At 39.0% G+C, this 26,943-nt stretch carries 23 protein-coding genes; 9 read left to right on the top strand and 14 right to left on the bottom strand.

Features of this window, described 5'->3' with window-relative positions; genetic code table 11:
* Nucleotides 1-396: 396 nt before the first annotated feature.
* From dxs to xseB, 3 genes are all read right to left on the bottom strand, one after another.
* Nucleotides 397-2,262: a 1-deoxy-D-xylulose-5-phosphate synthase gene (gene dxs, locus ABN080_RS07830; protein ID WP_349440772.1), complete on the bottom strand. Its 1,866-nt coding sequence runs from the start codon at nucleotides 2,260-2,262 to the stop codon at nucleotides 397-399.
* A gap of 66 nt (nucleotides 2,263-2,328) precedes the next feature.
* A complete protein-coding gene (ispA, locus tag ABN080_RS07825; RefSeq protein ID WP_349440770.1) occupies nucleotides 2,329-3,252 on the bottom strand; it encodes a (2E,6E)-farnesyl diphosphate synthase in 924 nt (307 codons plus the stop codon).
* Nucleotides 3,253-3,516 carry an exodeoxyribonuclease VII small subunit gene (xseB, locus tag ABN080_RS07820; protein ID WP_196553543.1) on the bottom strand — a complete coding sequence of 88 codons (264 nt, stop codon included), beginning with the start codon at nucleotides 3,514-3,516 and terminating at the stop codon, nucleotides 3,253-3,255.
* A 201-nt stretch (nucleotides 3,517-3,717) separates the two neighbouring features.
* Between xseB and thiI the strand changes: the two genes are divergently transcribed.
* Entirely contained in the window at nucleotides 3,718-5,169 is a 1,452-nt protein-coding gene (gene thiI, locus ABN080_RS07815; protein WP_349440769.1) for a tRNA uracil 4-sulfurtransferase ThiI, read from the top strand.
* A gap of 104 nt (nucleotides 5,170-5,273) precedes the next feature.
* Here the strand turns inward: thiI and yajL are convergent, their stop codons facing one another.
* Both yajL and panE read right to left on the bottom strand, forming a co-directional pair.
* Nucleotides 5,274-5,954 (bottom strand): protein deglycase YajL, encoded by a 681-nt coding sequence (gene yajL / locus ABN080_RS07810; RefSeq protein ID WP_340895183.1) that lies wholly within the window; start codon nucleotides 5,952-5,954, stop codon nucleotides 5,274-5,276.
* Nucleotides 5,923-6,843, bottom strand: a complete 921-nt coding sequence (panE, locus tag ABN080_RS07805) for a 2-dehydropantoate 2-reductase (protein ID WP_349440768.1) — start codon at nucleotides 6,841-6,843, stop codon at nucleotides 5,923-5,925. The genes yajL and panE overlap by 32 nt, the downstream gene beginning before the upstream one ends.
* A 227-nt stretch (nucleotides 6,844-7,070) precedes the next feature.
* Between panE and ABN080_RS07800 the strand changes: the two genes are divergently transcribed.
* Nucleotides 7,071-7,562 carry a YajQ family cyclic di-GMP-binding protein gene (locus ABN080_RS07800; protein ID WP_072063676.1) on the top strand — a complete coding sequence of 164 codons (492 nt, stop codon included), beginning with the start codon at nucleotides 7,071-7,073 and terminating at the stop codon, nucleotides 7,560-7,562.
* A gap of 78 nt (nucleotides 7,563-7,640) precedes the next feature.
* Here ABN080_RS07800 and ABN080_RS07795 read toward each other — a convergent pair whose 3' ends face one another.
* The 7 genes from ABN080_RS07795 to ABN080_RS07765 all read right to left on the bottom strand — a co-directional run bounded on the left by ABN080_RS07795 (nucleotide 7,641) and on the right by ABN080_RS07765 (nucleotide 15,219).
* Nucleotides 7,641-9,011 (bottom strand): MFS transporter, encoded by a 1,371-nt coding sequence (locus tag ABN080_RS07795; protein ID WP_197269538.1) that lies wholly within the window; start codon nucleotides 9,009-9,011, stop codon nucleotides 7,641-7,643.
* Nucleotides 9,012-9,184: 173 nt separating this feature from the next.
* Entirely contained in the window at nucleotides 9,185-10,069 is an 885-nt protein-coding gene (cyoE, locus tag ABN080_RS07790) for a heme o synthase (RefSeq protein ID WP_072069392.1), read from the bottom strand.
* An 11-nt stretch (nucleotides 10,070-10,080) separates the two neighbouring features.
* The gene (locus ABN080_RS07785; RefSeq protein WP_072069391.1) at nucleotides 10,081-10,413 is read right to left on the bottom strand and encodes a cytochrome o ubiquinol oxidase subunit IV; all 333 of its coding nucleotides are present in this window, start codon (nucleotides 10,411-10,413) and stop codon (nucleotides 10,081-10,083) included.
* Nucleotides 10,413-11,024 (bottom strand): cytochrome o ubiquinol oxidase subunit III, encoded by a 612-nt coding sequence (locus ABN080_RS07780; protein WP_349440767.1) that lies wholly within the window; start codon nucleotides 11,022-11,024, stop codon nucleotides 10,413-10,415. Before ABN080_RS07780 ends, ABN080_RS07785 begins: the two co-directional genes overlap by 1 nt.
* Entirely contained in the window at nucleotides 11,024-13,006 is a 1,983-nt protein-coding gene (gene cyoB, locus ABN080_RS07775; protein ID WP_349440766.1) for a cytochrome o ubiquinol oxidase subunit I, read from the bottom strand. The genes ABN080_RS07780 and cyoB overlap by 1 nt, the downstream gene beginning before the upstream one ends.
* A gap of 4 nt (nucleotides 13,007-13,010) precedes the next feature.
* A complete protein-coding gene (gene cyoA, locus ABN080_RS07770) occupies nucleotides 13,011-13,961 on the bottom strand; it encodes a cytochrome o ubiquinol oxidase subunit II (RefSeq protein WP_115350463.1) in 951 nt (316 codons plus the stop codon).
* 496 nt (nucleotides 13,962-14,457) lie between these two features.
* Entirely contained in the window at nucleotides 14,458-15,219 is a 762-nt protein-coding gene (locus ABN080_RS07765) for a nucleoside-specific channel-forming Tsx family protein (protein ID WP_072069387.1), read from the bottom strand.
* A 367-nt stretch (nucleotides 15,220-15,586) separates the two neighbouring features.
* Between ABN080_RS07765 and dbpA the strand changes: the two genes are divergently transcribed.
* Nucleotides 15,587-16,960, top strand: coding sequence for an ATP-dependent RNA helicase DbpA (gene dbpA / locus ABN080_RS07760; protein ID WP_349440765.1), 1,374 nt, complete (start codon nucleotides 15,587-15,589; stop codon nucleotides 16,958-16,960).
* A 96-nt stretch (nucleotides 16,961-17,056) separates the two neighbouring features.
* Here the strand turns inward: dbpA and ampG are convergent, their stop codons facing one another.
* Together ampG and ABN080_RS07750 are read right to left on the bottom strand one after the other, a co-directional pair.
* The gene (gene ampG, locus ABN080_RS07755) at nucleotides 17,057-18,577 is read right to left on the bottom strand and encodes a muropeptide MFS transporter AmpG (RefSeq protein ID WP_349440764.1); all 1,521 of its coding nucleotides are present in this window, start codon (nucleotides 18,575-18,577) and stop codon (nucleotides 17,057-17,059) included.
* 55 nt (nucleotides 18,578-18,632) lie between these two features.
* Entirely contained in the window at nucleotides 18,633-19,211 is a 579-nt protein-coding gene (locus ABN080_RS07750; RefSeq protein ID WP_349440763.1) for a YajG family lipoprotein, read from the bottom strand.
* 339 nt (nucleotides 19,212-19,550) lie between these two features.
* On the opposite strand from ABN080_RS07750, the gene bolA reads away from it, so the two are divergent.
* The 6 genes from bolA (at nucleotide 19,551) to hupB (ending at nucleotide 26,899) form a co-directional block, all read left to right on the top strand.
* Nucleotides 19,551-19,865, top strand: a complete 315-nt coding sequence (bolA, locus tag ABN080_RS07745) for a transcriptional regulator BolA (RefSeq protein ID WP_072069384.1) — start codon at nucleotides 19,551-19,553, stop codon at nucleotides 19,863-19,865.
* A gap of 321 nt (nucleotides 19,866-20,186) precedes the next feature.
* On the top strand, nucleotides 20,187-21,491 hold the full coding sequence (gene tig, locus ABN080_RS07740; RefSeq protein WP_072069383.1) for a trigger factor: 1,305 nt from the start codon (nucleotides 20,187-20,189) through the stop codon (nucleotides 21,489-21,491).
* 256 nt (nucleotides 21,492-21,747) lie between these two features.
* The gene (gene clpP / locus ABN080_RS07735) at nucleotides 21,748-22,371 is read left to right on the top strand and encodes an ATP-dependent Clp endopeptidase proteolytic subunit ClpP (protein ID WP_004245088.1); all 624 of its coding nucleotides are present in this window, start codon (nucleotides 21,748-21,750) and stop codon (nucleotides 22,369-22,371) included.
* 145 nt (nucleotides 22,372-22,516) lie between these two features.
* Nucleotides 22,517-23,788 carry an ATP-dependent protease ATP-binding subunit ClpX gene (gene clpX, locus ABN080_RS07730; protein ID WP_036932880.1) on the top strand — a complete coding sequence of 424 codons (1,272 nt, stop codon included), beginning with the start codon at nucleotides 22,517-22,519 and terminating at the stop codon, nucleotides 23,786-23,788.
* Nucleotides 23,789-24,048: 260 nt separating this feature from the next.
* Nucleotides 24,049-26,409: an endopeptidase La gene (gene lon, locus ABN080_RS07725; RefSeq protein WP_072069382.1), complete on the top strand. Its 2,361-nt coding sequence runs from the start codon at nucleotides 24,049-24,051 to the stop codon at nucleotides 26,407-26,409.
* 214 nt (nucleotides 26,410-26,623) lie between these two features.
* Complete coding sequence (gene hupB / locus ABN080_RS07720; protein WP_036911695.1) at nucleotides 26,624-26,899, top strand: nucleoid-associated protein HU-beta; 276 nt, start codon at nucleotides 26,624-26,626, stop codon at nucleotides 26,897-26,899.
* Nucleotides 26,900-26,943 lie beyond the last annotated feature (44 nt).

Genomic DNA, 26,943 nt, shown 5'->3' with positions numbered 1-26,943 from the left:
GCTGTTTATATAGTAGAAAAGAAAAAGGGGAAAACAAGTCTGATTTATTCAGATTGTGAGCGCGATCGAAACGTTTCGTTGGTAAACAAAAAGAAAGAAAAATCTAACTAACTGAATAAATTAACGCTGAATGGATTCAATAAGAAAATGCTTTATTTGCAATGATTTTCATAAAATATGAGTTATAGGCTACATCTTATATAGAGGAGTTTGAGTAATAATAGTACTAGATTTAATTTTTTATTAAGTTTTTCTTATGTAAATAGGCTGTATGGGATAGATAGAGCAAATTGTAATTAAAAAATGAACAGAAAAATTAGTAATCAAAGAGTTAATAGTCGTTTTGGTAAGTTATGGGCATAGAAAAATGCCCGTTTAGTACGGGCATTTTAGACGTTATTTAGCTTGATAATCCGTAATAGATTTTTCAATACCAACGGCATCAAGCCCTAAGTCAGCTCGGATCTCTTCTTGTCCACCTTGTGGTACAAACAAATCAGGAATACCGAGGTTTAAGACAGGCATTAAGCAACGCTCTTGCATGAGTAATTCATTAACACCACTGCCAGCACCACCCATAATGGCATTCTCTTCTAGTGTCACCAACATATCATGTTGCTCAGCAAGAGAAAGGATAAGTGATTTATCAAGAGGTTTGATAAATCGCATATCAGCCACAGTGGCATCCAACTTTTCAGCGACTTCTAATGCTTCAGGTAGTAATGTACCAAAGTTTAGGATCGCAATACCTTTGCCTTGGCGACGAATAATACCTTTACCCATAGGGAGTGGGTTAAGTGGTTGCAATTGCGCACCAATACTGGAGCCTCTTGGATAACGTACGGCAACAGGACCATCTTGATAGTGATAACCGGTATGAAGCATTTGACGACATTCGTTTTCGTCGCTTGGTGCCATAATAACCATATTAGGAATACAACGTAAGAATGAGAGATCAAAAGCACCTTGGTGAGTTTGACCATCTGCTCCTACAATACCACCACGATCAATGGCAAATAAAACAGGCAGTTTCTGAATCGCAATATCGTGGATCACTTGGTCGTAAGCACGTTGTAAGAACGTCGAGTAAATAGCAACAATCGGCTTATAACCACCAATTGCTAAACCTGCTGCAAAAGTAACGGCATGTTGTTCCGCGATCGCCACATCAAAGTATTGTGATGGGTACTCTTTTGAGAAACGCACCATACCAGAACCTTCACGCATTGCAGGGGTAATTGCCATCAGTTTTGGATCGGTTGAGGCTTCTTCACATAACCAGTCACCAAAAATTTTGGAAAACGTAGGTCGTGCATTAGGGCTTTTAGGTAATGTCCCTGTTTGTGGATCAAATTTTGGTACAGCGTGCCAGCTAATAGGATCTCGCTCAGCAGGAGCATAGCCACGACCTTTTTTGGTCATAATATGCAGAAGTTGAGGGCCTTTTAGATCACGCATATTAGCGAGGGTTTGTACTAATGCAATAACATCATGACCATCAACAGGACCAATATAGTTAAATCCTAACTCTTCAAACATGGTGCCAGGAACGACCATGCCTTTGATATGTTCTTCTGTCTTTTTCAGTAATTCTTTAATTGGTGGAATACCAGAAAAGACCTTTTTCCCACCTTCACGTAAGGTGGTGTACAGTTTGCCAGATAACAATTGTGCAAGGTGATTATTCAGCGCACCAACGTTTTCTGAAATCGACATCTCGTTATCATTAAGAACAACGAGCATATCAGGTTCAATATCACCCGCGTGGTTCATCGCTTCAAAAGCCATGCCCGCAGTAATTGCGCCATCACCAATGACACAAACTGTTTTTCTATTCAGTTTTTCTTGTTCGGCGGCAACAGCCATACCTAAACCTGCACTGATAGAGGTTGAAGAGTGACCGACACAAAGTTTGTCGTATTCGCTCTCTTCTCGCCAAGGGAAGGGATGTAGTCCATTTTTTTGGCGAATGGTATCAATACGGTCACGGCGACCAGTTAAGATTTTATGGGGATATGCCTGATGACCGACATCCCAAATGAGGTTATCAAAAGGGGTTTTATAGACATAATGAAGAGCAACCGTTAACTCAATAGCACCTAAACCTGAGGCGAAGTGACCACTTGAGCGGCTGACACTGTTAAGAAGAAATAGCCTTAGCTCATCACAGAGTTTAGGTAAACTCTCTTTTGGTAATAGGCGTAAATCTTCTGGTGTTTCAACCAACGCCAATGTGGGATATTTTTCGATATCAATGCTCATGTGATGCCTATTAATTAATCACTTGTAATAGGGAAAGAGCAGGTAAGCTGCTCTCTTTATTTTTTATTAGTTTTTCCGTTCGACGATAAAACTCGCTAATTGTTTAAGCGTGGTTGTATCGTACTCGTATTGCTCAAGAAACGCTAAGGCATCCAGTGCTTCGTTATACAATTCCTGTGCTTTTTTTTGAGCTCGTTCTAAACCAAGGAGGGCTGGGTACGTACTTTTTCCTGACTCTTGGTCGCTACCTTGTCGTTTTCCAGTTTCTTCTGTACTTCCGATGACATCTAAAATGTCATCTTGCACTTGGAATGCAAGGCCGATGGAGTGAGCATATTTATCTAATGCAGGTAATACATCATGGCCTTTAGAACCTGCACTATATGCACCTAAACGTACAGCTGCACGAATTAATGCACCTGTTTTGTGTAAATGGATTTTTTCAAGAGATGCAAGATCAATTGATTTATCTTCGGCCTCAAGATCAAGTGCTTGACCACCACACATACCTGCAAGACCACTCGCTGTGGCTAATTCAGCAATCATTGCAACGCGATCAGCCATTGAGACATCGGGCATTGGTTTTTTTGCTAAGATCTCAAAAGCCAGAGTTTGTAGTGCATCACCCGCTAAAATAGCGTTAGCTTCACCGAATTCGATATGACATGTTGGTTTACCTCGACGCAGATCATCATCATCCATCGCAGGTAAATCGTCATGAATAAGGGAATAGGCGTGAATACATTCCACAGCAGCTGCCGGAGCATCAAGGTTTAGCGCAGGGACTTTAAACATCTCGCCAACAGCGTAAACAAGGAAAGGACGTAAGCGCTTCCCACCTAAAAGAGCGCCATAATGCATGGCTTTACCTAGAGGCATGTCAGTAAATGGTAAAGCTAAGAGCGCTTGATTTAGCGCATCATCGACACGCTGGTGGGCGGAATCTAATTTATGACGGAACGCATCCGTACTTGAAGTTGCGTTACTCAATTATTCTGCCTCTTGGATAAAATCATCAGGAGTTGCATTGTCGTCTTCTTTTAGAAGAATACGAACACGCTGTTCAGCGTCTTGTAATGTTTTTTGTCCAACACGGGCTAGTCGAACGCCATGTTCAAACTCATTAAGCGCTTCTTCTAAAGGGAGTTCACCGGATTCTAAGCGGTTTACGATTTGCTCAAGTTCTTGCATGGATGCTTCAAAACTTGGTGCTTTTGCGATGTCTTCGTTAATTGATGTCGTTTTCTTAGCCATAATATTTTTGATAATAAAGCATGTTAGCGCTGAATAATAGCGATCATCTTACTACAAGTAAGATGAAAATTTCTTATTCAGTCGATGATTTTTGCGGGTGAGCCCTAAATATTGGTGATATACTTTGTGACTTTTATAAACTCCAGTCAATTTACATCACTGTAGTTTATGTTTCTACTTAATAACCTATGACCATTGACTATGAAGTTTATTATTAAATTATTCCCCGAAATTACGATCAAAAGCCAATCTGTTCGTATACGTTTTATCAAAATCCTCACTAGCAATATCCGTAATGTATTAAATACAATCGGCGATGAAATCACAGTTGTCCGTAATTGGGATAACATTGTGGTTGTGAGTAAAGATGAAAGTAAAAGTGAAGCAGTATGTGATGCATTAACACGTATTCCTGGTATTCATCACTTTTTACAAGTCGAAGAACATCCTTATACCGATTTACATAATATTTTTGAGCAAACTTTTGCAGCATTTAAGCATTTAGTTGAAAACAAAACATTCTGTGTTCGTGCAAAACGTCGTGGTAAACACAGTTTTACTTCTAATGAAGTTGAGCGTTATGTGGGTGGTGGTTTTAACCAACACGTTGAAAGCGCAAAAGTGAAGTTAACTCGTCCTGATGTCACCATTAATTTAGAAATTGAAGACGATAAACTTATTTTAGTTAATGCACGCTATGAAGGTATTGGTGGTTTTCCAATTGGTACGCAAGAAGATGTCTTATCGCTGATTTCTGGTGGCTATGACTCAGGTGTATCAAGCTATATGCTAATGCGTCGTGGTAGCCGAGTTCACTATTGTTTCTTTAACTTAGGTGGCTCTGCACACGAAATTGGCGTTAAACAAGTTGCGCATTATTTATGGAATCGCTTTGGTCGTTCTCATAAAGTGCATTTCGTTGCGGTTGACTTTGAGCCTGTTGTCGCAGAAATCTTAGAAAAGGTCGATGATGGGCAAATGGGCGTTGTACTAAAACGTATGATGGTGCGCGCAGCATCAAGAGTGGCAGAGCGTTATGGTGTTCAAGCAATTGTAACGGGTGAAGCCTTAGGCCAAGTTTCTAGTCAAACTTTAACTAATTTGCGTTTAATTGATAATGCGACAGATACGTTAATCTTACGTCCTCTTATCACTCATGATAAAGAAAACATTATCAATATTGCACGTCAAATTGGCACAGAAGATTTTGCTCGCACAATGCCAGAATTCTGTGGGGTAATTTCAAAAAGCCCAACAGTGAAAGCTGTTAAAGCGAAAATTGAAGCAGAAGAAGAGAAGTTTGATTTTTCTATTCTTGATAGCGTTGTTGAAAATGCTAAGAATATGGATATTCGTCGTATTGCCGAAGAAACTGTACAACAAGTCATAGAAGTTGAAATGGTCTCCGAATTCGGTACAAATGACGTTATTCTTGATATTCGCTCCCCCGAAGAGCAAGAAACATCACCATTAAAAATGGGTGGCATTGATGTTAAAGAGTTACCATTCTATAAACTCAGTACGCAGTTTGGTGATTTAGATAAAGCAAAAACCTATTTATTGTATTGTGATCGCGGAATGATGAGTCGCTTACAAGCACTTTATTTACGTGAGCAAGGTTTTGAAAACGTTAAAGTGTATCGTAAAAAATAATACGCTAACGATTTGATCTTGCGAATAAAAAAGCCACTGAAAAGTGGCTTTTTTTAATTATACAACTTTTATGTTGGGGAATGTCGCTGCCATTCTCCAGATGATTACTTCGCTCTTATTGCTTGACCATCATCATGGTGCTTGCGCGAGCCCATATTTTTTACAAAATGCTTATCCCCAAAGCCTGTAAATTCATCTTGGTAATTATAAATACCAGGTGGCAATACGAGTTGTTTGGCGACATCAGCTGCAGCTTCTTTACCTTTTAAGCGTTCGATAATTTTTAGTGCAAAATCGATAGAGGTTGCAGGCGCTTGGCTAGTAATTAAATTAACTCTTTCATCATAATAGACACGATAATCCACCCACTTTTTGGGTGATATTTTATCTTTTAATGCAGGGAAGCCCGTCATATTCCCAATAGGGAAAATATTATGAGTTTCAAGAATTATTGCAGGAGCAGCACAAATCGCGGCCACAAGTTTATTTTCACTGTGCATGCGACGTACTTTTTCGACCACTAGAGGGCTATCTCTTAATGTTTCAGTACCTTGTAATCCACCGGGGAGAATAATAACATCATAGAGATGATCAACAACACGAACTAGAGGCGCATCAGCGACCAGTTTAATACCTCGAGAACAAGTGATAACAAGATCATCAACATCATCTTCTGCGCTAGCAAGTACAACATGAATACCGGCCCTGACTAATAAGTCTGCCGTGGTCACGATTTCGGTTTCTTCACTTCCATTAGCTAGGCAGATGATCGCTGATATGGTCATAATTGCCTTCCTGTTGTTTGATAAATTGAAAAAGATGGTTATTTTCTGGTAAGACAAGGCCTTGCGCTGACGCCCGACGTAATAAATAACCGGTAATATAGTCAATCTCTGTATGGCGTTGATATTTCACATCTTGATACATAGATGAATAATTATTTGCTGTTTGTTCTATGGTATCAATAATGTAGCCATGCAGATGTGTTTTAGAAGTAGGGATAACACCTTCGCGCTCCATCACTTGATAAACTTCATCACAAATTTTGTGAATATGCTCAGGGTAGCGCAATAAATCCCCATTACGACACTGATAATAAACAGTTAATGGATTAATCACGCAATTAACCGCAAGCTTGAGCCAACTAATGGTGTGGATATCATTGTGCCAAGCGACATCAGGTAATGCATGATGCAGTATTTCTGCTAAATGACTGTATTGTTGGGCAGCACTATTTAATGGGCCAATGTGTGTTATACCTGTAGCTGTGTGGATAACGTGCTGGCCTTGTTGATAAGCTCCATGAGTAATAATGCCTTGCAAAATTGGTCTAGTGATAGAGTGTTGTGTTGCTGTTAATTCATCAGCAGTTCCCATGCCATTATGAATTAATAAGATAGGACATTGTGCAGATAAATAAGGTAGAAGCGCATTTACAGCATCTGAGACTTGCCACGATTTTAAGCAAACAATAAGTAATTCACTTTGTTTTAACCATTCAAGCTGATTCGCGATAATGCGCTGATAAAAAGGCTCACCATTAATATTATCGACGCTCACATCTAAAAAAGGTTGTGGCACTCTTAGCCAGCCTTGTACTTCGTGAGTTTGAAGTGTTAATGCGGCGATCCAAAGTTTACCTATTGAACCACATCCTAAAACGGTAATTTTCATTGTGCCTCTTCTTTTGAAAATCGTAATAGAGTAAGGCGGTGGCCTGCTGTCACTAGACTATCTTTCTGAAATTATAACATTGATTGTGCTTCTCTGTTTAAAGTATGTTTGCTCTTTACTATCAGTATGAAATTGAGTGATAAAGTCGTTATTGAATGTGCAATACTTTTTTGCAACCTTAAAAGAAGCTATTATTTGGGTTGTATTTATTTATTGAGGAAGAAAGAATGCCATCTTTTGATATCGTATCTGAAGTTGACTTACATGAAGTGCGTAATGCGGTAGAAAACGCACAACGTGAACTGACTACTCGTTGGGATTTTCGTAATGTCGAAGCCAGTTTTGAATTAAACGAAAAAGCAGAGTCAGTGAAAACAACCAGCGTATCTGAATTTCAGGTTCAGCAATTATTAGATATTCTGCGTGAGAAAATGGCAAAAAGAGGGATCGATGGTGCAGTATTAAATATCCCTGAAGAAATGACTCACAGCGGAAAAATGTACAGTGTAGAAGCAACCTTAAAACAAGGTATTGATACTGCATTAGCGAAGAAAATTGTTAAGCTGATCAAAGACAGTAAATTAAAAGTACAAGCTCAAATCCAAGGCGAACAAGTTCGAGTAACCGGTAAATCTCGTGATGATTTACAAGCTGTAATGAAATTAGTTCGAGAAGGTGAGCTAGGACAGCCATTCCAATTTAATAATTTCCGTGACTAACAATTTATTCATTTAGTTATAAAAAATGCGCTGAATAAACAGCGCATTTTTGTTTTCATTCGACAAACTGATTGTGAGTTAAACCGAAGGGATTAAAGACTCTAATGTTGCTCTCGGTGTTTGTTTAGTGTCCACTTTTATATAGGCGCTTTGCTCATCAGCAATAATCACAACTTCATTAACACCTGGTTGTTGTTTAAATATTTGTTGTAGTTTTTGTTGCTGACCTAAAGATAGATTAGACGGTAATTCAACCCGTAAACTACTAACATAAGCGGGTTGACGTAAGGTTAAACTAATCAAAAACCAAATAATGCCAATCACTAAACAACCTAGAAATACGATTTGTGCATCATAATGCTGATAAAGCCATCCACCTAAAATACCGCCCAATGCCACTCCTAAAAATTGGCTGGTGGAATAAATTCCCATAGCTGTACCTTTATAACCTGCTGGTGCTTCTTTACTGATTAATGAAGGAAGAAGGGCTTCCATAATATTAAAGCCAATAAAGAAGACCTGAATACCCGCAATAATTAACCACAAGCTAGAGCCTGAAATAATAAGAATTGCCTGAGCCATAATCAGTAAGAAAATACAGAATAAGAACACTTGTTTCATTTTTCGTTTCTTTTCTGCATAGATAATAAAAGGTAATACTGTAATAAAGGCGATAAGCATAGTGACAAGATAAACAATCCAATGTTTCTCTTTTGCTAAGCCAGCTTCACTCATGACAAGAGGAAGCGCAACAAAGGCTGCCATTAATAAAGTATGTAGAGAAAAAATACCGGTATTAAGCTTAAGAAGTTGTGCATCAAATAAGACTTTTTTGACACTGCCACGGACAAAACCAGATTCTCGATTAAGAATATGATGTTCACTGTTCGGTACAGTAAAAAGCGTAATAATAATGCCACTAAAGGCGAGTAGGGCAATGCCCCAAAAAAGACCTTGTAAGCCGAAAATATGCGCTAAAATAGGGCCTAAAACTAAGGCTAAAGCGAACGTTATCCCAAAGCTAATACCAATAAAGGCCATTGCTTTTGTTCTATTTTGTTCCCGCGTTAAATCAGACAATAAAGCCATTACCGCTGCTGAGATAGCTCCAGCCCCTTGCAATGCTCGTCCAATAATAATGCCGTAAATATTGTCACTAAGTGCGGCAATCAAACTACCAATAATAAAAATAATTAAGCCGAAAACAATTATCGGTTTTCGGCCGAATTTATCAGAGAAAATACCAAAAGGGATTTGGAATACCGCTTGTGTTAATCCATAAATACCGATGGCTAATCCGATGAGTGATTCTGTTGCGTGTTGTAGTTGAAGCCCATAGGTGGTTAAAACAGGGAGTACCATAAACATGCCAAGCATGCGAAGAGAAAAAACAGTGCCTAGTCCCCATGTTGCTTTGCGCTCTAATGGGGTCATTTTATTATCATTCATGGATTACCTCGTATTACTGATACCCCATTGTAATGACATTTTATAACGAGGTTAATCAATAAATGGGATGCAAAAAAGTCAAAACTGTACTGATATCTTCTTTAGTCGCAAAACAGGATAAAAAAAGACCAGTCAGAAGGCTGACTGGTCTTTTGGTTACTTTAGTAAATACATTATCTTAAATAAGCAAAGACAGTTTCTGTTGAGCTTGTTGGATCAACCGACATCATTACACTTAATGAAGTGATTGCCACAATAGAGAAAATAAATAATTTTCGTGCCCACACTTTATCATTGGTTGCTTTATAACCGGATAAAGCCATGCCCAACCACCAAATACTGACGGCAGAAGCAACTATTAGATATTTATAGCCCGCATATCCAACTAATGTCAGCATTAAGGTTGCAATCATAAATGCCAGAATATAAAGAATGATATGGCGTTTAGCGACTGAGATCCCTTTAATAACGGGTAATACCGGAATATTAGCTGCTTGGTAGTCTTTAAAACGGAAAATAGCAATGGCATAAGAGTGAGGCATCTGCCACAAACTAAAGATAAGTAATAGGATTGCCGCGCCCGCATCAAATTCACCGCTAACGGCACAATAACCGATAACAGGGGGAGCAGAGCCAGATAAACTTCCAATCAGTGTGCCATAAACAGATTTACGCTTCATATAGAGGCTATAAACCCCAACATAAATAATAAAACCAAATACAGCGATAAACATTGCAAGCGGGTTGGCTGCTACATAGAGCAGCACAACACCTGCAATACCTAATACTGAGGCATAAATTAGGCTAATTCGAGGGTCAATTAATCCTTTAACTAATGGGCGGTTCTTCGTTCTTTCCATGATACGGTCAATATCACGGTCAATATAGTTGTTAAAAACACAACCAGAAGCAACGACCAGAGACACCCCAAGTAGAGTCGCGACAAATAGGGGATAGTCAATCTCACCTTTGGAGGCGAGAAGAAAACCACCTATTACAGAAATTAAATTTCCGAAAATAATTCCTGGTTTGGTGACTTGTAGGTATTGCTTAATCATAGCGACAACTCTTAATCCATCATCATATTGATGTTCAGGTTGTACATAATCCACAACGAGCCTACGACAACAATGCCGATAATAAGCAGTGTGAACAGGAATGCAACGACGTTCCAGCGCTCTTCTGATGACGTATTCATATGTAAGAAGAAGACTAAATGAACAACAATCTGCACAACAGCCATACCGACAACGGTCCATAGAATAGTTGCTGGTGTCGCGGTTCCTTCCATCACCATCCAAAATGGAATAACGGTGAGGATAACAGACAGAATAAAGCCAATCAGGTAAGACTTCATACTGCCGTGGCTTGCGCCTGAAGGAGAAGTATTTGGATGACTCATTACATCGCTCCCATCAGATAAACTACGGTGAACACACAAATCCAGACAACGTCAAGGAAGTGCCAGAACAGACTTAAACAGCTTAAGCGAGTACGGTTAACTTCTGTTAAGCCACGGCGTGATACTTGGATCATTAGGATCACAATCCAAATTAAACCTGCTGTTACGTGAAGACCATGCGTTGAAACTAATGCAAAGAATGCAGATAAGAATGCACTGCGATCTGGGCCGTAACCTTCTGCGATTAGCTCATGGAATTCGTAAACTTCCATGATGACGAAACCTAAGCCTAATAAGAAAGTAACAAATAACCACAGATTAACTTGGCTAACGCTACCTTTATTCATGCTCAGCATAGCGAAACCAAAAGTGATACTACTAAATAGCAGTAAGAAGGTTTCAACTAAAACAAAAGGTAAGCTAAAAATTTCTTTACCTGAAGGACCATCAGCAATCCCGTTAACAAGCACCGCATAAGTGGCGAATAAGCTGGCAAACAGGATAAGGTCGCTCATTAGGTAGATCCAGAAGCCGAAAACTTTCGTCGCTCCTGCATCGTGATGCCCATGATGCTCATGGGCGTTTGTGTTATTTACAGTTTGAGTAGACATTATTTCACACCTGCTTTTTTCAGTTCTTCATAATGCTTATTCTCGATAGCTTCAATTTCAGGCACTTGGACATAGTAATCCACATCTGTATCAAAGCTTTTCACGATCCAAGTGACAATCATGCCAGCGAAACCAACGATAGCTAACCACCAGATATGCCAGATCATGGCAAAACCAAGGACTAAACTGAATGCTGAAATAATTACACCTGCACCAGTATTTTTAGGCATGTGGATTGGTTCGTATTTGGTTGGGCGTTGATAAGCGGTACCTTTTTCTTTCTGATCCCACCACTCATCACGAGTTTGAACATTAGGTTCAACAGCGAAGTTGTAGAAAGGTGCAGGGGAAGAAATTGACCACTCGAGAGTACGTCCACCCCATGGATCGCCCGTTAAATCACGGTTTTGATCACGGTCACGAATACTCACGTAAATTTGGATAACTTGGCAAGCGATACCGATAGCAATCAGTGCAGCACCCCCAGCGGCAACTAACAGCATTGGGTTAAACTCTGGATTGATATTTTGGCTTAAACGACGAGTCATACCCATAAAGCCAAGAATATACAGTGGCATAAAGGCCATAAAGAAGCCGATAAACCAGAACCAGAATGCACGAATACCCCATTTTTCATTCAGTGTGAAACCGAACGCTTTAGGGAACCAGTAAGTCATACCTGCGAAACAGCCAAATACCACACCACCAATAATAACGTTATGGAAGTGAGCAATTAAGAATAAGCTGTTATGTAAAACAAAGTTAGCACCTGGAACAGCCAGCAGAACTCCGGTCATTCCTCCTACAGAGAAGGTAATTAGAAAACCGATAGTCCATAGCATTGGGCTTTTGTACTCGATACGGCCTTGATACATCGTAAACAGCCAGTTAAAGATCTTAACCCCTGTTGGTATGGCGATGATCATGGTGGCGATACCAAAGAAGGCGTTTACGTTAGCCCCTGAACCCATAGTAAAGAAGTGGTGTAACCAAACGATAAATGACAATACGGTAATAACAACAGTTGCACCGACTAATGAGGTGTAACCAAATAACCGTTTTTTAGAGAATGTTGCCGTGACTTCAGAGAATACACCAAATACAGGCAGAACAAGAATATAAACTTCTGGATGACCCCAAGCCCATACGAGGTTGATGTACATCATCATGTTACCGCCCATATCATTGGTAAAGAAATGCGTACCAAGATAGCGGTCTAATGTTAACAATGTAATCGTAACGGTTAAAATTGGGAATGCAGCGATAATCAGGACGTTAGTACATAAAGCCGCCCAAGAGAATACTGGCATTTTCATCATGCTCATGCCTGGCGCACGCATACGCAGGATAGTTGCGAAGAAGTTAACCCCTGTTAGAAGTGTACCAATACCAGATATCTGTAAACTCCATATCCAGTAATCGACCCCGACTCCAGGGTTATACTCTAAGCCTGAAAGTGGCGGATATGCTAACCAACCTGTTTGTGCGAATTCACCAACACCTAAAGAAAGGTTGATAAGTACCACACCAACGACAAAGAACCAGAAGCTCAGTGAGTTTAGGAAAGGGAAGGCCACATCACGAGCGCCAATTTGTAAAGGCACAACGAGATTCATCAGACCCACAACGAAAGGGGTTGCCATGAAGAAAATCATGATAACGCCGTGTGCGGTAAAAATCTGATCATAGTGATGAGGAGGTAAAAAGCCCGCTTCACCAGCTGAGGCTAGTGCTTGTTGGCTTCTCATCATAATGGCATCGGCAAAGCCACGGAACATCATGACCATTGCAACGATGATATACATAATACCAATTTTTTTATGGTCAACACTGGTTAACCATTCGCTCCATAACCACTTCCATTTGCGAAAATAAGTTAGTGCGCCAACAACAGCAAGTCCGCCCAGAACGATACCGAGTAAAGTTACTACGATAATAGGTTCATGTAACGGGACTGCATCAAGAGTTAATTTTCCGAACATGCCTTTATTCCTCTGCTCCTGCATGCGCCGCATGGCTCATGTTCATATTCATTGTTGCATCAGCATGTGCTGTCTGATTGCTACTTGTGTGAGCGCCATGACCTGTATGACCAAATTTAGAAATAGTCTCTTGGAATAACATTGGCTTCACGCTTGAATAGTATGTCACTGGATTTTTCTGGCTTGGTTTAGCAAGTTCATTAAATGCAGCAGTAGTATTTAACGTATCTGATGATTGTTTTACTTTCTCAACCCATGCATCAAAACCAGCACGATCAGGCGTTGCTATTGCGGTAAATTTCATATCCGAGAAACCATGTCCACTATAACTTGCTGACATACCTGGATATTCACCTGGTTCATTAGCGATTAGGTGAAGTTTGGTCTGCATTCCTGCCATCGCATAGATTTGGCCACCCAAGCGAGGGATAAAGAACGAGTTCATGACTGAGTCAGAAGTGATTTTGAAATTAACAGGTACATTAGCAGGGAAAGCCAATTCATTGACTGTCGCAATGCCTTGTTCTGGATAGATAAATAACCATTTCCAATCCATTGAAACAACTTCAATGGTGACCGGTTTTTCTGAGGACTCTAAGGGTTTGTAAGGATCAAGCTCATGGGTTGTTTTCCATGTGATGCTTGCCAAAATAACAATAATGATAATTGGCACGGTCCAAACAACGAGTTCAATTTTATTTGAGTGAGCCCAGTTTGGGCGGTAGGTGGCTTTTGTATTGGATTCGCGGTAGCGATAAGCGAAAACAATCACCATCAGTATCACCGGTATCACAACAATTAACATTAAACCAAGTGCAATAAGGATTAATGTTTTTTGCTCAGCGCCGATAGCGCCTTTGGGATCCATTAACGCCATGTCACAGCCACTTAATAAGAATGCGGCTGCTAATAGCGAGAGTGTCCCAATACTTTTTATGTATTTCATAAGTCTCATCCAACGACCTAAATGACAAAGGTTCTATTGTTGTTTCATCAGTATCAGTAAGGACATTTTACGGTAAGGTTGCTACAGTGTAAACAATTGTAATGGTAAGTGGGTGATTGGTTGTTCTTTTGTGTTAATGTGATCACAAGTAATCAAACTATTAAATAATTGTTAATTTAATTATTGGATATTAACGTTAATTTCATAAAGTATCATATTTCTAAATTAAATACATATTTTTACAAATAAAAATGCAATAAAAAATGTAATAAAACGTATTTTGATTAAAAAAGTGACAGTAAGCAGGTCTGAGGAGAGTTTATGAGCTAAATCCTTTTTATTCTGATGTTTAATGTCTTAATTTGCCTATTATATGATTTTTAATATTGATAATAGATCATTTGTTGAATGTTTATATTCAATGAGGATTTTGTTCATTAAATAAGAAAAAAGGATTACAGCGGATAAAAATCGATCCGCTGTAATAAAAATTAACAATTTGCTATCAGAAGTTATATTTCAAGCTATATACAATGCCGTCTTGAAGAAAACTCTCTCCTAGCTTTTTATAAGCATAACGATATTGAATTCCTGTAGTAATAGATGTTGTCGGATGCCACCAAATGGCTAAAGCGCCATTAATGCCATTTTTACCTCCATTGCCATAACGTTTGTGTCGTTGAAATTCCATCTCATGCCAGTTTGTTAGGCTAAATTTTTGATTTTTTATATTAAAATCATATCCAGCAACCCAACCAGCTACATAACCGTTGTTACCTGAATATTTAGATTGATCGACATAATGAAGGGCAATAAAAGGTTTAAACCATAAATTAGCAATTTGAGTGTTATAGCCAAAGCCGTAAAGTGTATTTACTTCATGGAAGTTACCACCATACTTTTTACCGGGGAGTGACCATGTACCATAAACATGTCCATATAAATTAAAGTTACTTTTGCCTAAATAAATACGAGCAGTACTTTTAATGGTATAGCGCTGATTATCTCCCGGATGAGTTTCTCTTTTATTAAAGGGATTTTCTAAATCGAAAAAGCCATAAAACTCCCCCCATGAAAAATTAGCAGCACCTTCAAGTTCTAAATAGGCAAAATCATCTTTATGGGAAGTTTTGCCTGTTTTGTGTGTTGTATGTGTTGTCCAATCCAAGTAGTTAATACTTGTGCTTGCAAACCCCCCTAAATAACTTGCCTGTGAAGATAAAGAGAATGTTGTTGCGATGACAAACAAAAATGGTTTTTTGATCATAAATTATCTCGATGTTTTATGGTCGGTTATGGTTGCGGTGAATGTTCAGTTTTTCTTTTTTATTGGAATAATAAACTATAAAAATCCATTTTGTAGGAATTTGAGCTCCAAATAAGATCTATTTCTAGAATTTTGATATTAGTTTAAAAAATAGGAAGTTTTGTATTTTTTTATTTATTTTTTCGAGTTAATAGTAAAAATAAAAAAGGAATTTTTGATAAGAAGAGGAAATTTAAGAAGATAATGATAAAAAATAACACTTAGATGAAAAAGTAATATGAACAGTGCAAAAATACCTCACGACACAAGAATGAAGGGATAGTATCATTAGCTCATATTTGTTTTTACTTTACTTGGAATTTTCATTGTGACCTCATTTGCTGAACTTAACGCCCTTCCTGCAGAACAACTCGCTAACCTTAATGAACTGGGTTATTTAACTATGACTCCAGTTCAAGAAGCCGCTTTACCTGCTATTCTTGCAGGAAAAGACGTCCGTGCTCAGGCAAAAACAGGTAGTGGTAAAACGGCTGCTTTTGGTTTGGGTGTGTTACAACATATTGATGCAAAACAATTTAATACCCAATCATTAATATTATGCCCAACGAGAGAGCTTGCCGATCAAGTTGCAAATGAATTACGTCGCCTTGCTCGTTATTTGCCTAATATCAAAGTATTAACGCTATGTGGCGGAGTCCCCTTTAGTATTCAACGTGATTCATTAATTCACGCTGCACATATTATTGTGGCGACACCGGGCAGATTACTTGATCACCTGAAAAAAGAGACTGTCAATTTAGATGATGTAAAAACGTTAGTGCTTGATGAAGCTGACAGAATGCTGGATATGGGATTTTTTGATGATATCAATGATATTATTTCTCGTATGCCAACGGCTCGCCAAACCCTGCTTTTTTCTGCAACATGGCCAAATGAAATCGCTGCAATCAGCCGTAAAATACAGCAAAACCCTATCACTATCGAAATAAATTCAGTTGATGAGCTCCCGGCTGTTGAACAGCAATTTTATGAAATATCTCGCCATGGCAAGATAGGATTGCTACAAAAATTGTTAAGCCGTGAACAACCAGCTTCCTGCGTGGTGTTCTGCAACACAAAAAGAGATTGCCAAGATGTGTATGAAACACTGACAGAAAGCAATCAAAGTGTGCTTGCTTTACATGGCGATATGGAACAAAGGGAACGCGACCAAACTTTAATTCGTTTTTCTAATGGGAGTTGTCGTGTGTTAGTTGCAACGGATGTTGCAGCTCGCGGGCTTGATATTAAAGCGTTAGAAATGGTGATCAATTACGAATTATCATGGGATCCTGAAGTGCACGTTCACCGAATTGGGCGTACAGCAAGGGCGGGTGAGAGTGGATTAGCCATCAGTTTTTGTGCACCGGAAGAAATTCAACGTGCTAATGCCCTAGAAGAAATGCTTCATATGAAGATAAATTGGTTACCTGTTCCTACAGGTCTACAAATTACGCCACTTGAAGCAACGATGGCAACATTATGTATTGACGGTGGTAAAAAAGCCAAGATGCGTCCAGGTGATATTTTAGGCGCATTAACGGGAGATATGGGTTTTAATGGTGCTGATATTGGTAAGATTATGATCAATCAGACTCATGCTTACGTTGCGGTAAAACAATCAATTGCTAAGCAAGCTTGGAAGCAGCTACAACAAGGTAAAATTAAAGGTAAATCGGTCAAGGTCAGATTGTTTAGATAACTTAAATAATCAGTAACTGTTTCTACTAATACCAAAATTAATATAAATATGAAAAAGGACGGCTTAAGCTGTCCTTTTTCATTAATTATAACAAAACTAATGTGTTGTTATTCTGAGTGCTAAATAATCTAATATTGTGCCTACAACGAGGCTTATTGCACCAATAACAACACCATATAAAAACAGTGATGAAGCCCAATAGCCTAATAATTCATTATCTATTGATTGAATAAAATCAATAGATTGGGATATCTCCAAACCTGATAATGAATTTGTAATAACTAGAATTAAGCTACAAATAAAGAAGAAAACGGCTAGCATCAAACCATAGAGAGCAAAACGGTATTGTTTTATAAATTGTGTTCTTCTAAGAAATTCGCCTGTTTTTTGTGTGTACATAAGCGTATTTTTTGAAACCATCAGCAAAATAAGGCCAGGAACTGAAGCCACGATAGAGAAAAGATAAAACGCCTCCCAGCCATGGCTTTCGACATACCAACCCGCAACAGGGCCTACATAAACACGACCAATGGCGGATAGGGCTGAAAGAAGTGCGAATTGTGTTGCTGAAAAAGAAAGATGACAAAGAGTCATTAAAAGTGCAACGAATGCTGCTGTACCCATTCCTCCACAGATATTCTCAAAAGCAACTACGGCACCCATGCTATAAATATTTTGTTCTGAGATGGCGAGATACCAATAGCCAATATTTGAGCCACCTTGCATTATTCCAAAAATCATCAGTGCTTTAAATAAGCTCCAACGACGCATTAATAAGCCACCTAATAAGGCACCGATAATCGTGGCAGCAAGCCCTAATGTTTTGTTGACTAAACCAACTTCTCCAGCATCAAAGCCAGCGCCACGAATAAGGAATGTGGTACTTAAACTCAGAGCAAAAGCATCGCCCATTTTATATAGGACAATGAGGAGTAAAATAAGCCAAGCATTATTACGAGAGAAGAATTCAGCTAAGGGTTCAATTACGGCTTCATAGAGTGTCCGAGGGGGTTTTACCGCGGTTTCTGGCTCTTGGGCGAGTAGTGTGGCAATAATACCAATCCCCATTAAAGCAGCCATTAACCAATACATATTCTGCCAGCCAATATATTTATCAGCAAGCCAAAGTGCCATCCCACCAGAAACAAGCATTGCAATACGATAGCCTAATACAGAAACTGCCGCCCCAGTACCACGTTCATCAGCCTTTAAAATATCTGTTTTATAAGCATCGAAGACAATATCTTGTGAAGCTGAACAAAAAGCGACAATAACGGCTAAAGAAGCAAGCCACCATAAATGATCATTAGGGTTTAAAAACCCCATACCTGCAATACCTATTACCAACCCTATTTGGGTAAGTAACATCCACCCTCGACGACGCCCAAGAAAAGAGGGCGTATAGCGATCCATAAAGGGCGACCAGAGGAATTTAAATACATAAGCTTGCCCCACCAATGAGAAGAAACCAATGGTTTTTAAATCAATGTTTTCTACCGTCATCCATGCTTGTAATGTACCAGCGGTTAATGCAAGTGGTAACCCAGAAGTAAAGCCAAGTAACAGTAAAATAAATGATTTGTACCAAGTGGTTTGTTTGAAGGCAGGCTGAACCATGCAAGAATTCCTTTCGACGACCTGTTTAAGATAACAGGTCGTTTATTCTAATAAATTAACGGGCGTTAGATTTGATAAATTGACTGACTGAAGCGTCTTTTGCCATATCGCTAACGAGCTCACTTAAGACATTATTAATTGCAGCCTCAATTTTCTCATTAGTGGCACCAAATGGCCCCTGAACATTGTAGCTAGTGCGGAATGTTTTGGTATTTGAACTACCATTTGGCAAGGTGACAATAACTGAGATATCTGCTTTCGCACTGATATTATGACGAACACTTCCTTCACCTACATCAGCGTTGAGTTTATTGATAACAATGATCACATCAGCGCTAGCAGGAGAACCTACCATAAAACCACGGGCTGTCATTTGTTTTTGCAATACTTCTTGCATTAAAAATGCAATATCACGAGTTGGAACAAGTACGTCTAGTTTTCCATTACGGTTAATTTCCGCTAGGTTTTTAGATGTACGTTTGTCTTGGCTTGAAATATTCAGTGAAATTGGGCGCATGGTTGGATCGGCCGCAGGAACTGACATTACAGGCTCAATAGAGAGTTTGTTACTAGGAGTTGCACAACCTGAAAGTAGTGTTAATGCAAAAACAGCACAGAGTAAATGTTTAATCATGAGGTAATCTCGGTTAAATAAGTCTGTTGTGTTAACAAGTAGAATAGGTTTCAAACTTTAGCCTATCATACCACTGCTAATAGGTTGCTAATATCCTTTTAACGAACGAAATTATCTGATTTTATCAATTGATTTTATTTCAAATTAACCTCATTTTTGCTTATAAATTTGACAATATTCGGTCAATGGTTTTACTCAAGATGAAAAATAAGCGATTATCATCAGCAAAATAAAAAAGAATGAGTTCATCATTTTGTATTGATAAAGACTTAATCAATATAATCTGGTCGACTTATTTTTTGTTCGCCATGATATAAAGGCAGAGTATTAGGGGCAGAAATGATCCGTGATGATATTGAGAATAAGCTGATTTCACGCTTTTCACCGCATTTTTTACAAGTAATAAACGAAAGCCATCGCCATAATGTGCCTGAAGGCTCTGAAAGTCACTTTAAAGTCATTATTGTTAGTGATGAATTTAATGACAAGCGCAGTGTTTCACGCCATCGTGATGTGTATCAAACCTTAGCTCATGAAATGGAAAATGGTGTTCATGCTCTCGCATTGCATACTTTTACGTTGAGTGAATGGAATGAACAACAGGATAAAGCATTACGCTCTCCTGGATGTCGTGGTGGTAGCCAAGAAGATTAACAATGTTATCGTTAATCGTGAATAAATAGATCTTAAGATGCGTATTTTTTGTTCTTTATAGAGGGAAAAAGGGGCGACTTACTCGATTTTATGAAAAAATTGAGGAATAAAACGGCTCTTTCTCGACTCAACCCCTCTAGATCGTTATAATGTCGCGTCTAATTTTCAGTAAGGTTTCGGGATGCTTCTGATATCAGGGATCCTCGTTTTTTTAAATGTGGCGGCCCCGGTTCTGAAAGGAAAATAAATCTAAATATGTCAATGTCATATTAGTTTCCTTTAAAGTAGACCGAGCACTAAAACTTATTTTGAGGTAACAAGATGCAAGTTTCTGTTGAAACGACTCAAGGCCTAGGGCGTCGTGTCACAATCACCGTACCAGCCGCTGATATCCAAACTGCTGTAGACAGTGAACTGAAAAAAGCTGCTAAGACTGTTCGCATTGATGGTTTCCGTAAAGGTCACGTCCCAATGTCTATGGTTAAACAGCGTTACGGTATGTCTGTACTGAATGATGTTCTTGGTGATTTAATGTCGCGTAATTTCATTAACGCTATCATCGAAAACAAAGTAAACCCAGTTGGCGCGCCTGACTACAAACCAGAGCAATACAAAGAAGGTGAAGACTTTGTTTACTCTGTGGAATTCGAAGTTTTCCCAGAAATCGAACTGAAAGGTCTGGAAAGCATTGAAGTTGTAAAACCAGTTGTCACTGTTAAAGACGAAGACGTTGATAACATGTTAGAAACACTGCGTAAGCAACAAGCAGAGTGGAAAGACAAAGACGGCGAAGTTGCAGCAGAAGATCGCGTAACTGTTGATTTCAACGGTTCTATTGACGGTGAAGAATTCGAAGGCGGAAAAGCTGAAGATTTCGTACTGGCAATGGGTCAAGGTCGTATGATCCCAGGTTTTGAAGAAGGCGTTATCGGTCATAAAGCTGGTGAAGAATTCACAATTGATGTGACTTTCCCAGAAGATTACCACGCTGAAAACCTGAAAGGTAAAAAAGCACAATTCGCTATCAACCTGAAAAAAGTTGAAGAGCGTGAACTGCCAGAATTAACTGAAGAGTTCATCAAGCGTTTTGGTATTGCTGATGGTTCTGTTGATGGTTTGCGTGCAGAAGTACGTAAAAACATGGAACGTGAACTGAAAAATGCAATCCGTACTCGTGTTAAAACACAAGTTATTGATGGCTTAGTTAAAGCAAACGAAGTTGACGTACCTGCAGCTGCTGTAGACAGCGAAATTGAAGTTCTGCAACGTCAAGCAGCTCAACGCTTTGGTGGCGACGAGAAACAAGCTCTGCAATTACCACGTGAATTGTTCGAAGAACAAGCTAAACGTCGCGTAATCGTTGGATTATTGTTAGGTGAAGTGATCAATAGTAATGAACTGAAAGCAGAAGACGAGCGTGTTAATACACTGATCGACGAAATGGCTTCAGCTTACGAAGATCCATCAGAAGTTGTTGAGTTCTACAACAAGAACGAACAGCTTATGAATAACATCCGTAATCTTGCATTAGAAGAGCAAGCGGTAGAAAAAATCTTAGCAAATGCTAAAGTAACTGAAAAAGAGACTAACTTCACTGAACTGATGAATGAAGTTCAAATGGGTTAATTCTTAACCGCGATATCGGTTTTAAGCAAAAACCCGTGGTTTTTACCACGGGTTTTTTTCAGTTTGTATATATTTATCAAAATTAGCCTTGAAATCTGAGCGATTATCTCCAGATAATTCTATATTCTCTTTATCACTCCTCGCGAGGCGCCTTGAATGTCTTGTGAGAGATTAGATCATTAGAAATGGTCATGATCAATTATCTCAAGTAAAATTGTTGTCATTGGCACCAATAAGAATGCAATAGGAGACAGACATGTCATTTAACGACACACAGGAACAATTCGCACCTAATATGGCTCTGGTGCCGATGGTTATAGAGCAAACTTCGCGAGGAGAGCGTTCTTACGACATTTATTCACGTTTATTAAAAGAACGTATCATTTTCCTGACTGGCCAAGTTGAAGATCACATGGCTAATCTGATCGTCGCTCAAATGCTATTTTTAGAAGCAGAAAACCCAGAAAAAGACATCAATCTATATATCAATTCACCAGGTGGTGTAATTACTGCGGGTATGTCCATTTATGACACCATGCAGTATATCAAAGCTGATGTCAGCACGATTTGTATGGGACAAGCATGTTCAATGGGCGCTTTCTTATTATCAGCGGGTGCAAAGGGTAAACGTATTTGCTTGCCTAACTCTCGTGTGATGATCCACCAACCATTAGGTGGTTACCAAGGTCAGGCGACAGATATTCAAATTCATGCACAAGAAATTTTGAAAGTAAAATCGCGTATGAATGAATTAATGGCTCAGCATACGGGTAAATCTATTGAAGAAATAGAAAGAGACACTGAGCGTGATCGTTTCTTATCCGCTAACGAAGCGTTAGAATACGGATTAGTGGATAAAGTCTATACACAACGTAGTTAATTACAGCGCGTTGTAATAGCAACTGAATTAACATGTTTCCTTTGTTATAGAATTAGGCAAAGGAAACTGCCATTAATATCTCTATGTAAAAAGTCTTTCTTCTTCTTATCAATCAATAAGAAGAATAACTAAGTGAGGTTGACTGATGACAGATAAGCGCAAAGATAGCTCAGGGAAGCTTCTGTATTGCTCTTTCTGCGGTAAAAGCCAGCATGAAGTGAAGAAATTGATCGCTGGCCCGTCGGTTTATATCTGTGATGAATGTGTTGATCTTTGTGTCGATATCATTCGTGAAGAAATAAAAGAACTGGCGCCTCATCATGAACGCAGTGAATTGCCAACGCCACATGAAATTCGTAAGCACCTTGATGACTATGTTATCGGTCAAGAATTGGCTAAAAAAGTTCTGGCTGTTGCCGTTTATAATCACTATAAACGCCTGCGTAATGGCGATAAAGCCAATGGTGTTGAGCTAGGAAAAAGTAATATTTTGCTGATTGGGCCTACAGGTAGTGGTAAAACGCTATTAGCAGAAACATTAGCACGCTACCTTGATGTTCCTTTTACTATGGCAGATGCCACAACGCTGACAGAAGCGGGTTATGTGGGTGAAGATGTTGAAAACATTATTCAAAAACTGCTACAAAAATGTGATTACGATGTGCAAAAAGCACAACGTGGTATTGTTTATATTGATGAAATTGACAAGATCACTCGTAAATCTGAAAACCCATCAATTACACGCGATGTGTCTGGTGAAGGTGTACAGCAAGCATTATTGAAACTAGTTGAAGGAACGGTGGCTTCGGTTCCTCCCCAAGGTGGACGTAAGCACCCACAACAAGAATTTTTACAGGTTGATACCTCTAAAATCCTCTTTATTTGTGGCGGTGCATTTGCTGGCCTTGATAAAGTTGTTGCACAGCGTTTAAATACACACTCTGGTATTGGTTTTGGTGCAGAAGTCAAAAGCCAAAAAGAAAAAGCCAGTGAAGGTGAATTATTAGCTCAAGTTGAACCAGAAGATCTGATTAAATTTGGACTTATTCCCGAATTTATTGGACGTTTACCTGTTGTTGCGACATTAGGTGAGTTAAACGAGGATGCATTGATCCAAATCTTACAAGAACCTAAAAATGCACTGACAAAACAATATCAGGCATTATTTAAGTTAGAGGGTGTGGATTTAGAATTCCGTAAAGAAGCGCTGACTGCAATCGCAAAAAAAGCCATGGTACGTAAAACAGGTGCTCGTGGTTTACGCTCAATTGTTGAAGCTGCATTACTTGATACGATGTATGACCTTCCTTCATTTGAAAATGCAGAGAAAGTTGTTATTGATGAAGGTGTCATCAATGGAAAATCTGAGCCGTTGATTATTTATAGCCAACCAGAAAACCAAGCATCAGGTGAATAATGCATCGTAATTTGGCAATGTCTCTTATCTGACATTATCTGTAATTTTCTCTTAAATAGACGAGAAATTTAAGATAAAGCGCGCCAACGCAATAAAAATGAGGGAATTTTCCCTCATTTTGTTTTTTTAATGGGTAAGGCTATTGAATGTCAGAAAAGTGCCCTTATATATTTTGACAATCCGTGGAATTAATTTTATTTGGTGACATGCGAATAAAATTACCTGTAAAAGCGTTAAGCTAAAAACGAAGAGAGAGCTCTATGAATCCTGAGCGTCCAGAACGTATTGAAATACCTGTATTGCCATTACGTGATGTCGTTGTATATCCGCATATGGTGATCCCGTTGTTCGTTGGTCGTGAAAAATCTATTCATTGCTTAGAAGCCGCGATGAACGACAACAAACAAATTATGCTGGTTGCGCAGAAAGATGCATCTACTGACGAACCAGGTGTTAATGATCTTTTTTCTGTCGGTACCGTTGCCTCTGTTTTACAGATGCTAAAATTGCCTGATGGAACAGTAAAAGTCCTTGTTGAAGGTATTCGTCGTGCCAAAATTACGATGTTATCTGACAATGGTGAGTACTTTCAGGCGAAAGCAGAATACCTTGAAACGCCAGCTGTTGATGAGCGTGAACAAGAAGTCTTAAATCGTACAACGATTAATCAGTTTGAAGGTTATATCAAACTGAATAAAAAAATTCCGCCAGAAGTATTGGCCTCATTACATGCTATCGAAGAATCAGCAAAATTAGCAGATACCATTGCTTCTCATATGCCGCTGAAACTGAAAGATAAGCAAGCTGTACTTGAAATGTCTGATGTGACTGAACGCCTAGAGTACTTAATGGCGATGATGGAATCAGAAATCGATCTGCTACAAGTCGAAAAACGCATTCGTAACCGTGTTAAAAAGCAGATGGAAAAAAGTCAGCGAGAGTATTATCTCAATGAACAAATGAAAGCGATTCAAAAAGAGTTAGGTGAGATGGATGATGCACCTGATGAAATGGAATCGCTGAAACGTAAAATCGATGCTGCAAAAATGCCAAAAGAGGCAAAAGAAAAGACAGAAGCAGAACTTCAGAAATTAAAAATGATGTCGCCAATGTCAGCAGAAGCTACGGTTGTACGTAGTTATATCGATTGGATGGTTCAAGTTCCTTGGAATAGTCGTAGCAAAGTTAAAAAAGACTTAGTGAAAGCACAAGAAGTGCTTGATACAGACCATTATGGTTTAGAACGTGTTAAAGAGCGTATCCTTGAATATCTTGCGGTACAGTCTCGAGTTAGCAAAATTAAAGGGCCAATTCTGTGCTTGGTAGGGCCTCCTGGTGTGGGTAAAACCTCTCTGGGCCAATCTATTGCTAAAGCAACAGGTCGTAAATATGTTCGTATGGCGTTAGGTGGAGTACGTGATGAAGCCGAAATCCGTGGTCACCGTCGTACATATATTGGTTCTATGCCAGGTAAATTAATTCAGAAAATGGCAAAAGTTGGTGTGAAAAACCCACTTTTCCTATTAGATGAAATTGATAAGATGTCATCAGACATGCGAGGTGATCCAGCATCTGCACTGCTAGAGGTGTTAGATCCAGAACAAAATATCGCATTTAACGACCATTATTTGGAAGTTGATTACGATCTGTCTGATGTTATGTTTGTGGCGACATCTAACTCCATGAATATACCTGCACCGTTGTTAGATCGTATGGAAGTTATTCGTTTATCGGGTTATACCGAAGATGAAAAGCTGAACATCGCTAAACAGCACTTGTTACCAAAACAGATTGAACGTAATGCATTAAAACCAAGTGAGCTGACAATCCATGACAGCGCCATTATGGGTATTATTCGTTATTACACTCGTGAAGCAGGTGTACGTAGTTTAGAGCGCGAAATTTCTAAATTATGCCGTAAAGCAGTGAAACAACTGCTGATGGATAGCACAATCAAACATATTGAGATTAACGAAGATAATCTCAAAGACTATTTAGGTGTTCGTAAAGTAGACTACGGTCGTGCTGATACTGAAAACCGAGTAGGCATGGTAACAGGACTTGCATGGACAGAAGTTGGTGGTGATCTACTAACAATTGAAACAGCGAGTGTCCCAGGTAAAGGTAAGCTAACATTCACCGGTTCTTTAGGTGAAGTTATGCAAGAATCTATCCAAGCAGCAATGACGGTTGTTCGTGCTCGTGCGGATAAGCTGGGTATCAATAGCGATTTCTATGAAAAACGTGATATGCACGTACACGTTCCTGAAGGTGCGACACCAAAAGATGGCCCAAGTGCGGGTATTGCAATGTGTACCGCTTTGGTATCAAGCTTAACAGGTAACCCTGTTCGTTCTGATGTTGCTATGACGGGTGAAATTACGTTACGCGGACAAGTATTGCCAATTGGCGGACTGAAAGAAAAGTTACTTGCTGCACATCGTGGTGGAATTAAGACTGTTCTTATCCCAGATGAAAATAAACGTGATTTAGAAGAAATTCCTGAAAATATTGTTGCTGACCTGGATATTCACCCGGTGAAAACAATTGAGGAAGTTTTATCGTTAGCCCTACAAAACTCGCCGTTTGGCATGGAAATTGTGACAGATAAATCGCACTAAAAAGTGATGCTAGTCATAAATTATAGCTAAAAAAAAGGCTGGATAAGTAATAAAAGCTTGCCAGCCTTTTTTTGTGTCGCTAATTTAATGGGGATTTTAATTAATAATGCTGTTTTATCGGTCTTGCTATATCTAAAAAGGCTTGATATAACGACGTTTGCAAAATTTGCCATTAATGGTGAAAAATAACGCATAAAATTATGGGGATGAAAGCGTGAATAAAACTCAACTGATCGACAAAATTGCTGCAAATGCAGATATCTCAAAAGCGGCAGCAGGTCGTGTTGTAGATGCTCTGGTTGCTTCTATCACTGAATCTTTACAAAAAGGTGATGATGTAGCATTAGTAGGTTTCGGTACTTTTACTGTACGTGATCGTGCAGCTCGTACTGGCCGTAACCCACAAACTGGTAAAGAAATTCAAATTGAAGCTGCAAAAGTTCCTGCATTCCGTGCGGGTAAAGGCTTAAAAGACGCAGTTAATCAATAATAGTTGAACGAAATTTCTGCCAAAGAGTTATTAATTTAACGTTA

The organism is Proteus sp. fly-1089 (genome assembly GCF_040138965.1).
GTDB lineage: Bacteria > Pseudomonadota > Gammaproteobacteria > Enterobacterales > Enterobacteriaceae > Proteus > Proteus vulgaris_B.
The sequence above is the reverse complement of the archived record's forward strand: the minus strand, read 5'-3'. Positions and strand labels throughout refer to the sequence as shown.

What these genes read in the sequence shown, in the direction of transcription:
- tig (WP_072069383.1), top strand. Translation starts at nt 20,187, where the DNA reads ATGCAAGTTTCTGTTGAAACGACTCAAGGCCTAGGGCGTCGTGTCACA.
- ABN080_RS07765 (WP_072069387.1), bottom strand. Translation starts at nt 15,219, where the DNA reads ATGATCAAAAAACCATTTTTGTTTGTCATCGCAACAACATTCTCTTTA.
- cyoA (WP_115350463.1), bottom strand. Translation starts at nt 13,961, where the DNA reads ATGAGACTTATGAAATACATAAAAAGTATTGGGACACTCTCGCTATTA.
- ampG (WP_349440764.1), bottom strand. Translation starts at nt 18,577, where the DNA reads ATGGTTCAGCCTGCCTTCAAACAAACCACTTGGTACAAATCATTTATT.
- clpX (WP_036932880.1), top strand. Translation starts at nt 22,517, where the DNA reads ATGACAGATAAGCGCAAAGATAGCTCAGGGAAGCTTCTGTATTGCTCT.
- dxs (WP_349440772.1), bottom strand. Translation starts at nt 2,262, where the DNA reads ATGAGCATTGATATCGAAAAATATCCCACATTGGCGTTGGTTGAAACA.
- xseB (WP_196553543.1), bottom strand. Translation starts at nt 3,516, where the DNA reads ATGGCTAAGAAAACGACATCAATTAACGAAGACATCGCAAAAGCACCA.
- clpP (WP_004245088.1), top strand. Translation starts at nt 21,748, where the DNA reads ATGTCATTTAACGACACACAGGAACAATTCGCACCTAATATGGCTCTG.
- lon (WP_072069382.1), top strand. Translation starts at nt 24,049, where the DNA reads ATGAATCCTGAGCGTCCAGAACGTATTGAAATACCTGTATTGCCATTA.
- ABN080_RS07750 (WP_349440763.1), bottom strand. Translation starts at nt 19,211, where the DNA reads ATGATTAAACATTTACTCTGTGCTGTTTTTGCATTAACACTACTTTCA.
- ABN080_RS07780 (WP_349440767.1), bottom strand. Translation starts at nt 11,024, where the DNA reads ATGTCTACTCAAACTGTAAATAACACAAACGCCCATGAGCATCATGGG.
- ABN080_RS07800 (WP_072063676.1), top strand. Translation starts at nt 7,071, where the DNA reads ATGCCATCTTTTGATATCGTATCTGAAGTTGACTTACATGAAGTGCGT.
- ABN080_RS07795 (WP_197269538.1), bottom strand. Translation starts at nt 9,011, where the DNA reads ATGAATGATAATAAAATGACCCCATTAGAGCGCAAAGCAACATGGGGA.
- ABN080_RS07785 (WP_072069391.1), bottom strand. Translation starts at nt 10,413, where the DNA reads ATGAGTCATCCAAATACTTCTCCTTCAGGCGCAAGCCACGGCAGTATG.
- cyoB (WP_349440766.1), bottom strand. Translation starts at nt 13,006, where the DNA reads ATGTTCGGAAAATTAACTCTTGATGCAGTCCCGTTACATGAACCTATT.
- thiI (WP_349440769.1), top strand. Translation starts at nt 3,718, where the DNA reads ATGAAGTTTATTATTAAATTATTCCCCGAAATTACGATCAAAAGCCAA.
- yajL (WP_340895183.1), bottom strand. Translation starts at nt 5,954, where the DNA reads ATGACCATATCAGCGATCATCTGCCTAGCTAATGGAAGTGAAGAAACC.
- cyoE (WP_072069392.1), bottom strand. Translation starts at nt 10,069, where the DNA reads ATGATTAAGCAATACCTACAAGTCACCAAACCAGGAATTATTTTCGGA.
- bolA (WP_072069384.1), top strand. Translation starts at nt 19,551, where the DNA reads ATGATCCGTGATGATATTGAGAATAAGCTGATTTCACGCTTTTCACCG.
- panE (WP_349440768.1), bottom strand. Translation starts at nt 6,843, where the DNA reads ATGAAAATTACCGTTTTAGGATGTGGTTCAATAGGTAAACTTTGGATC.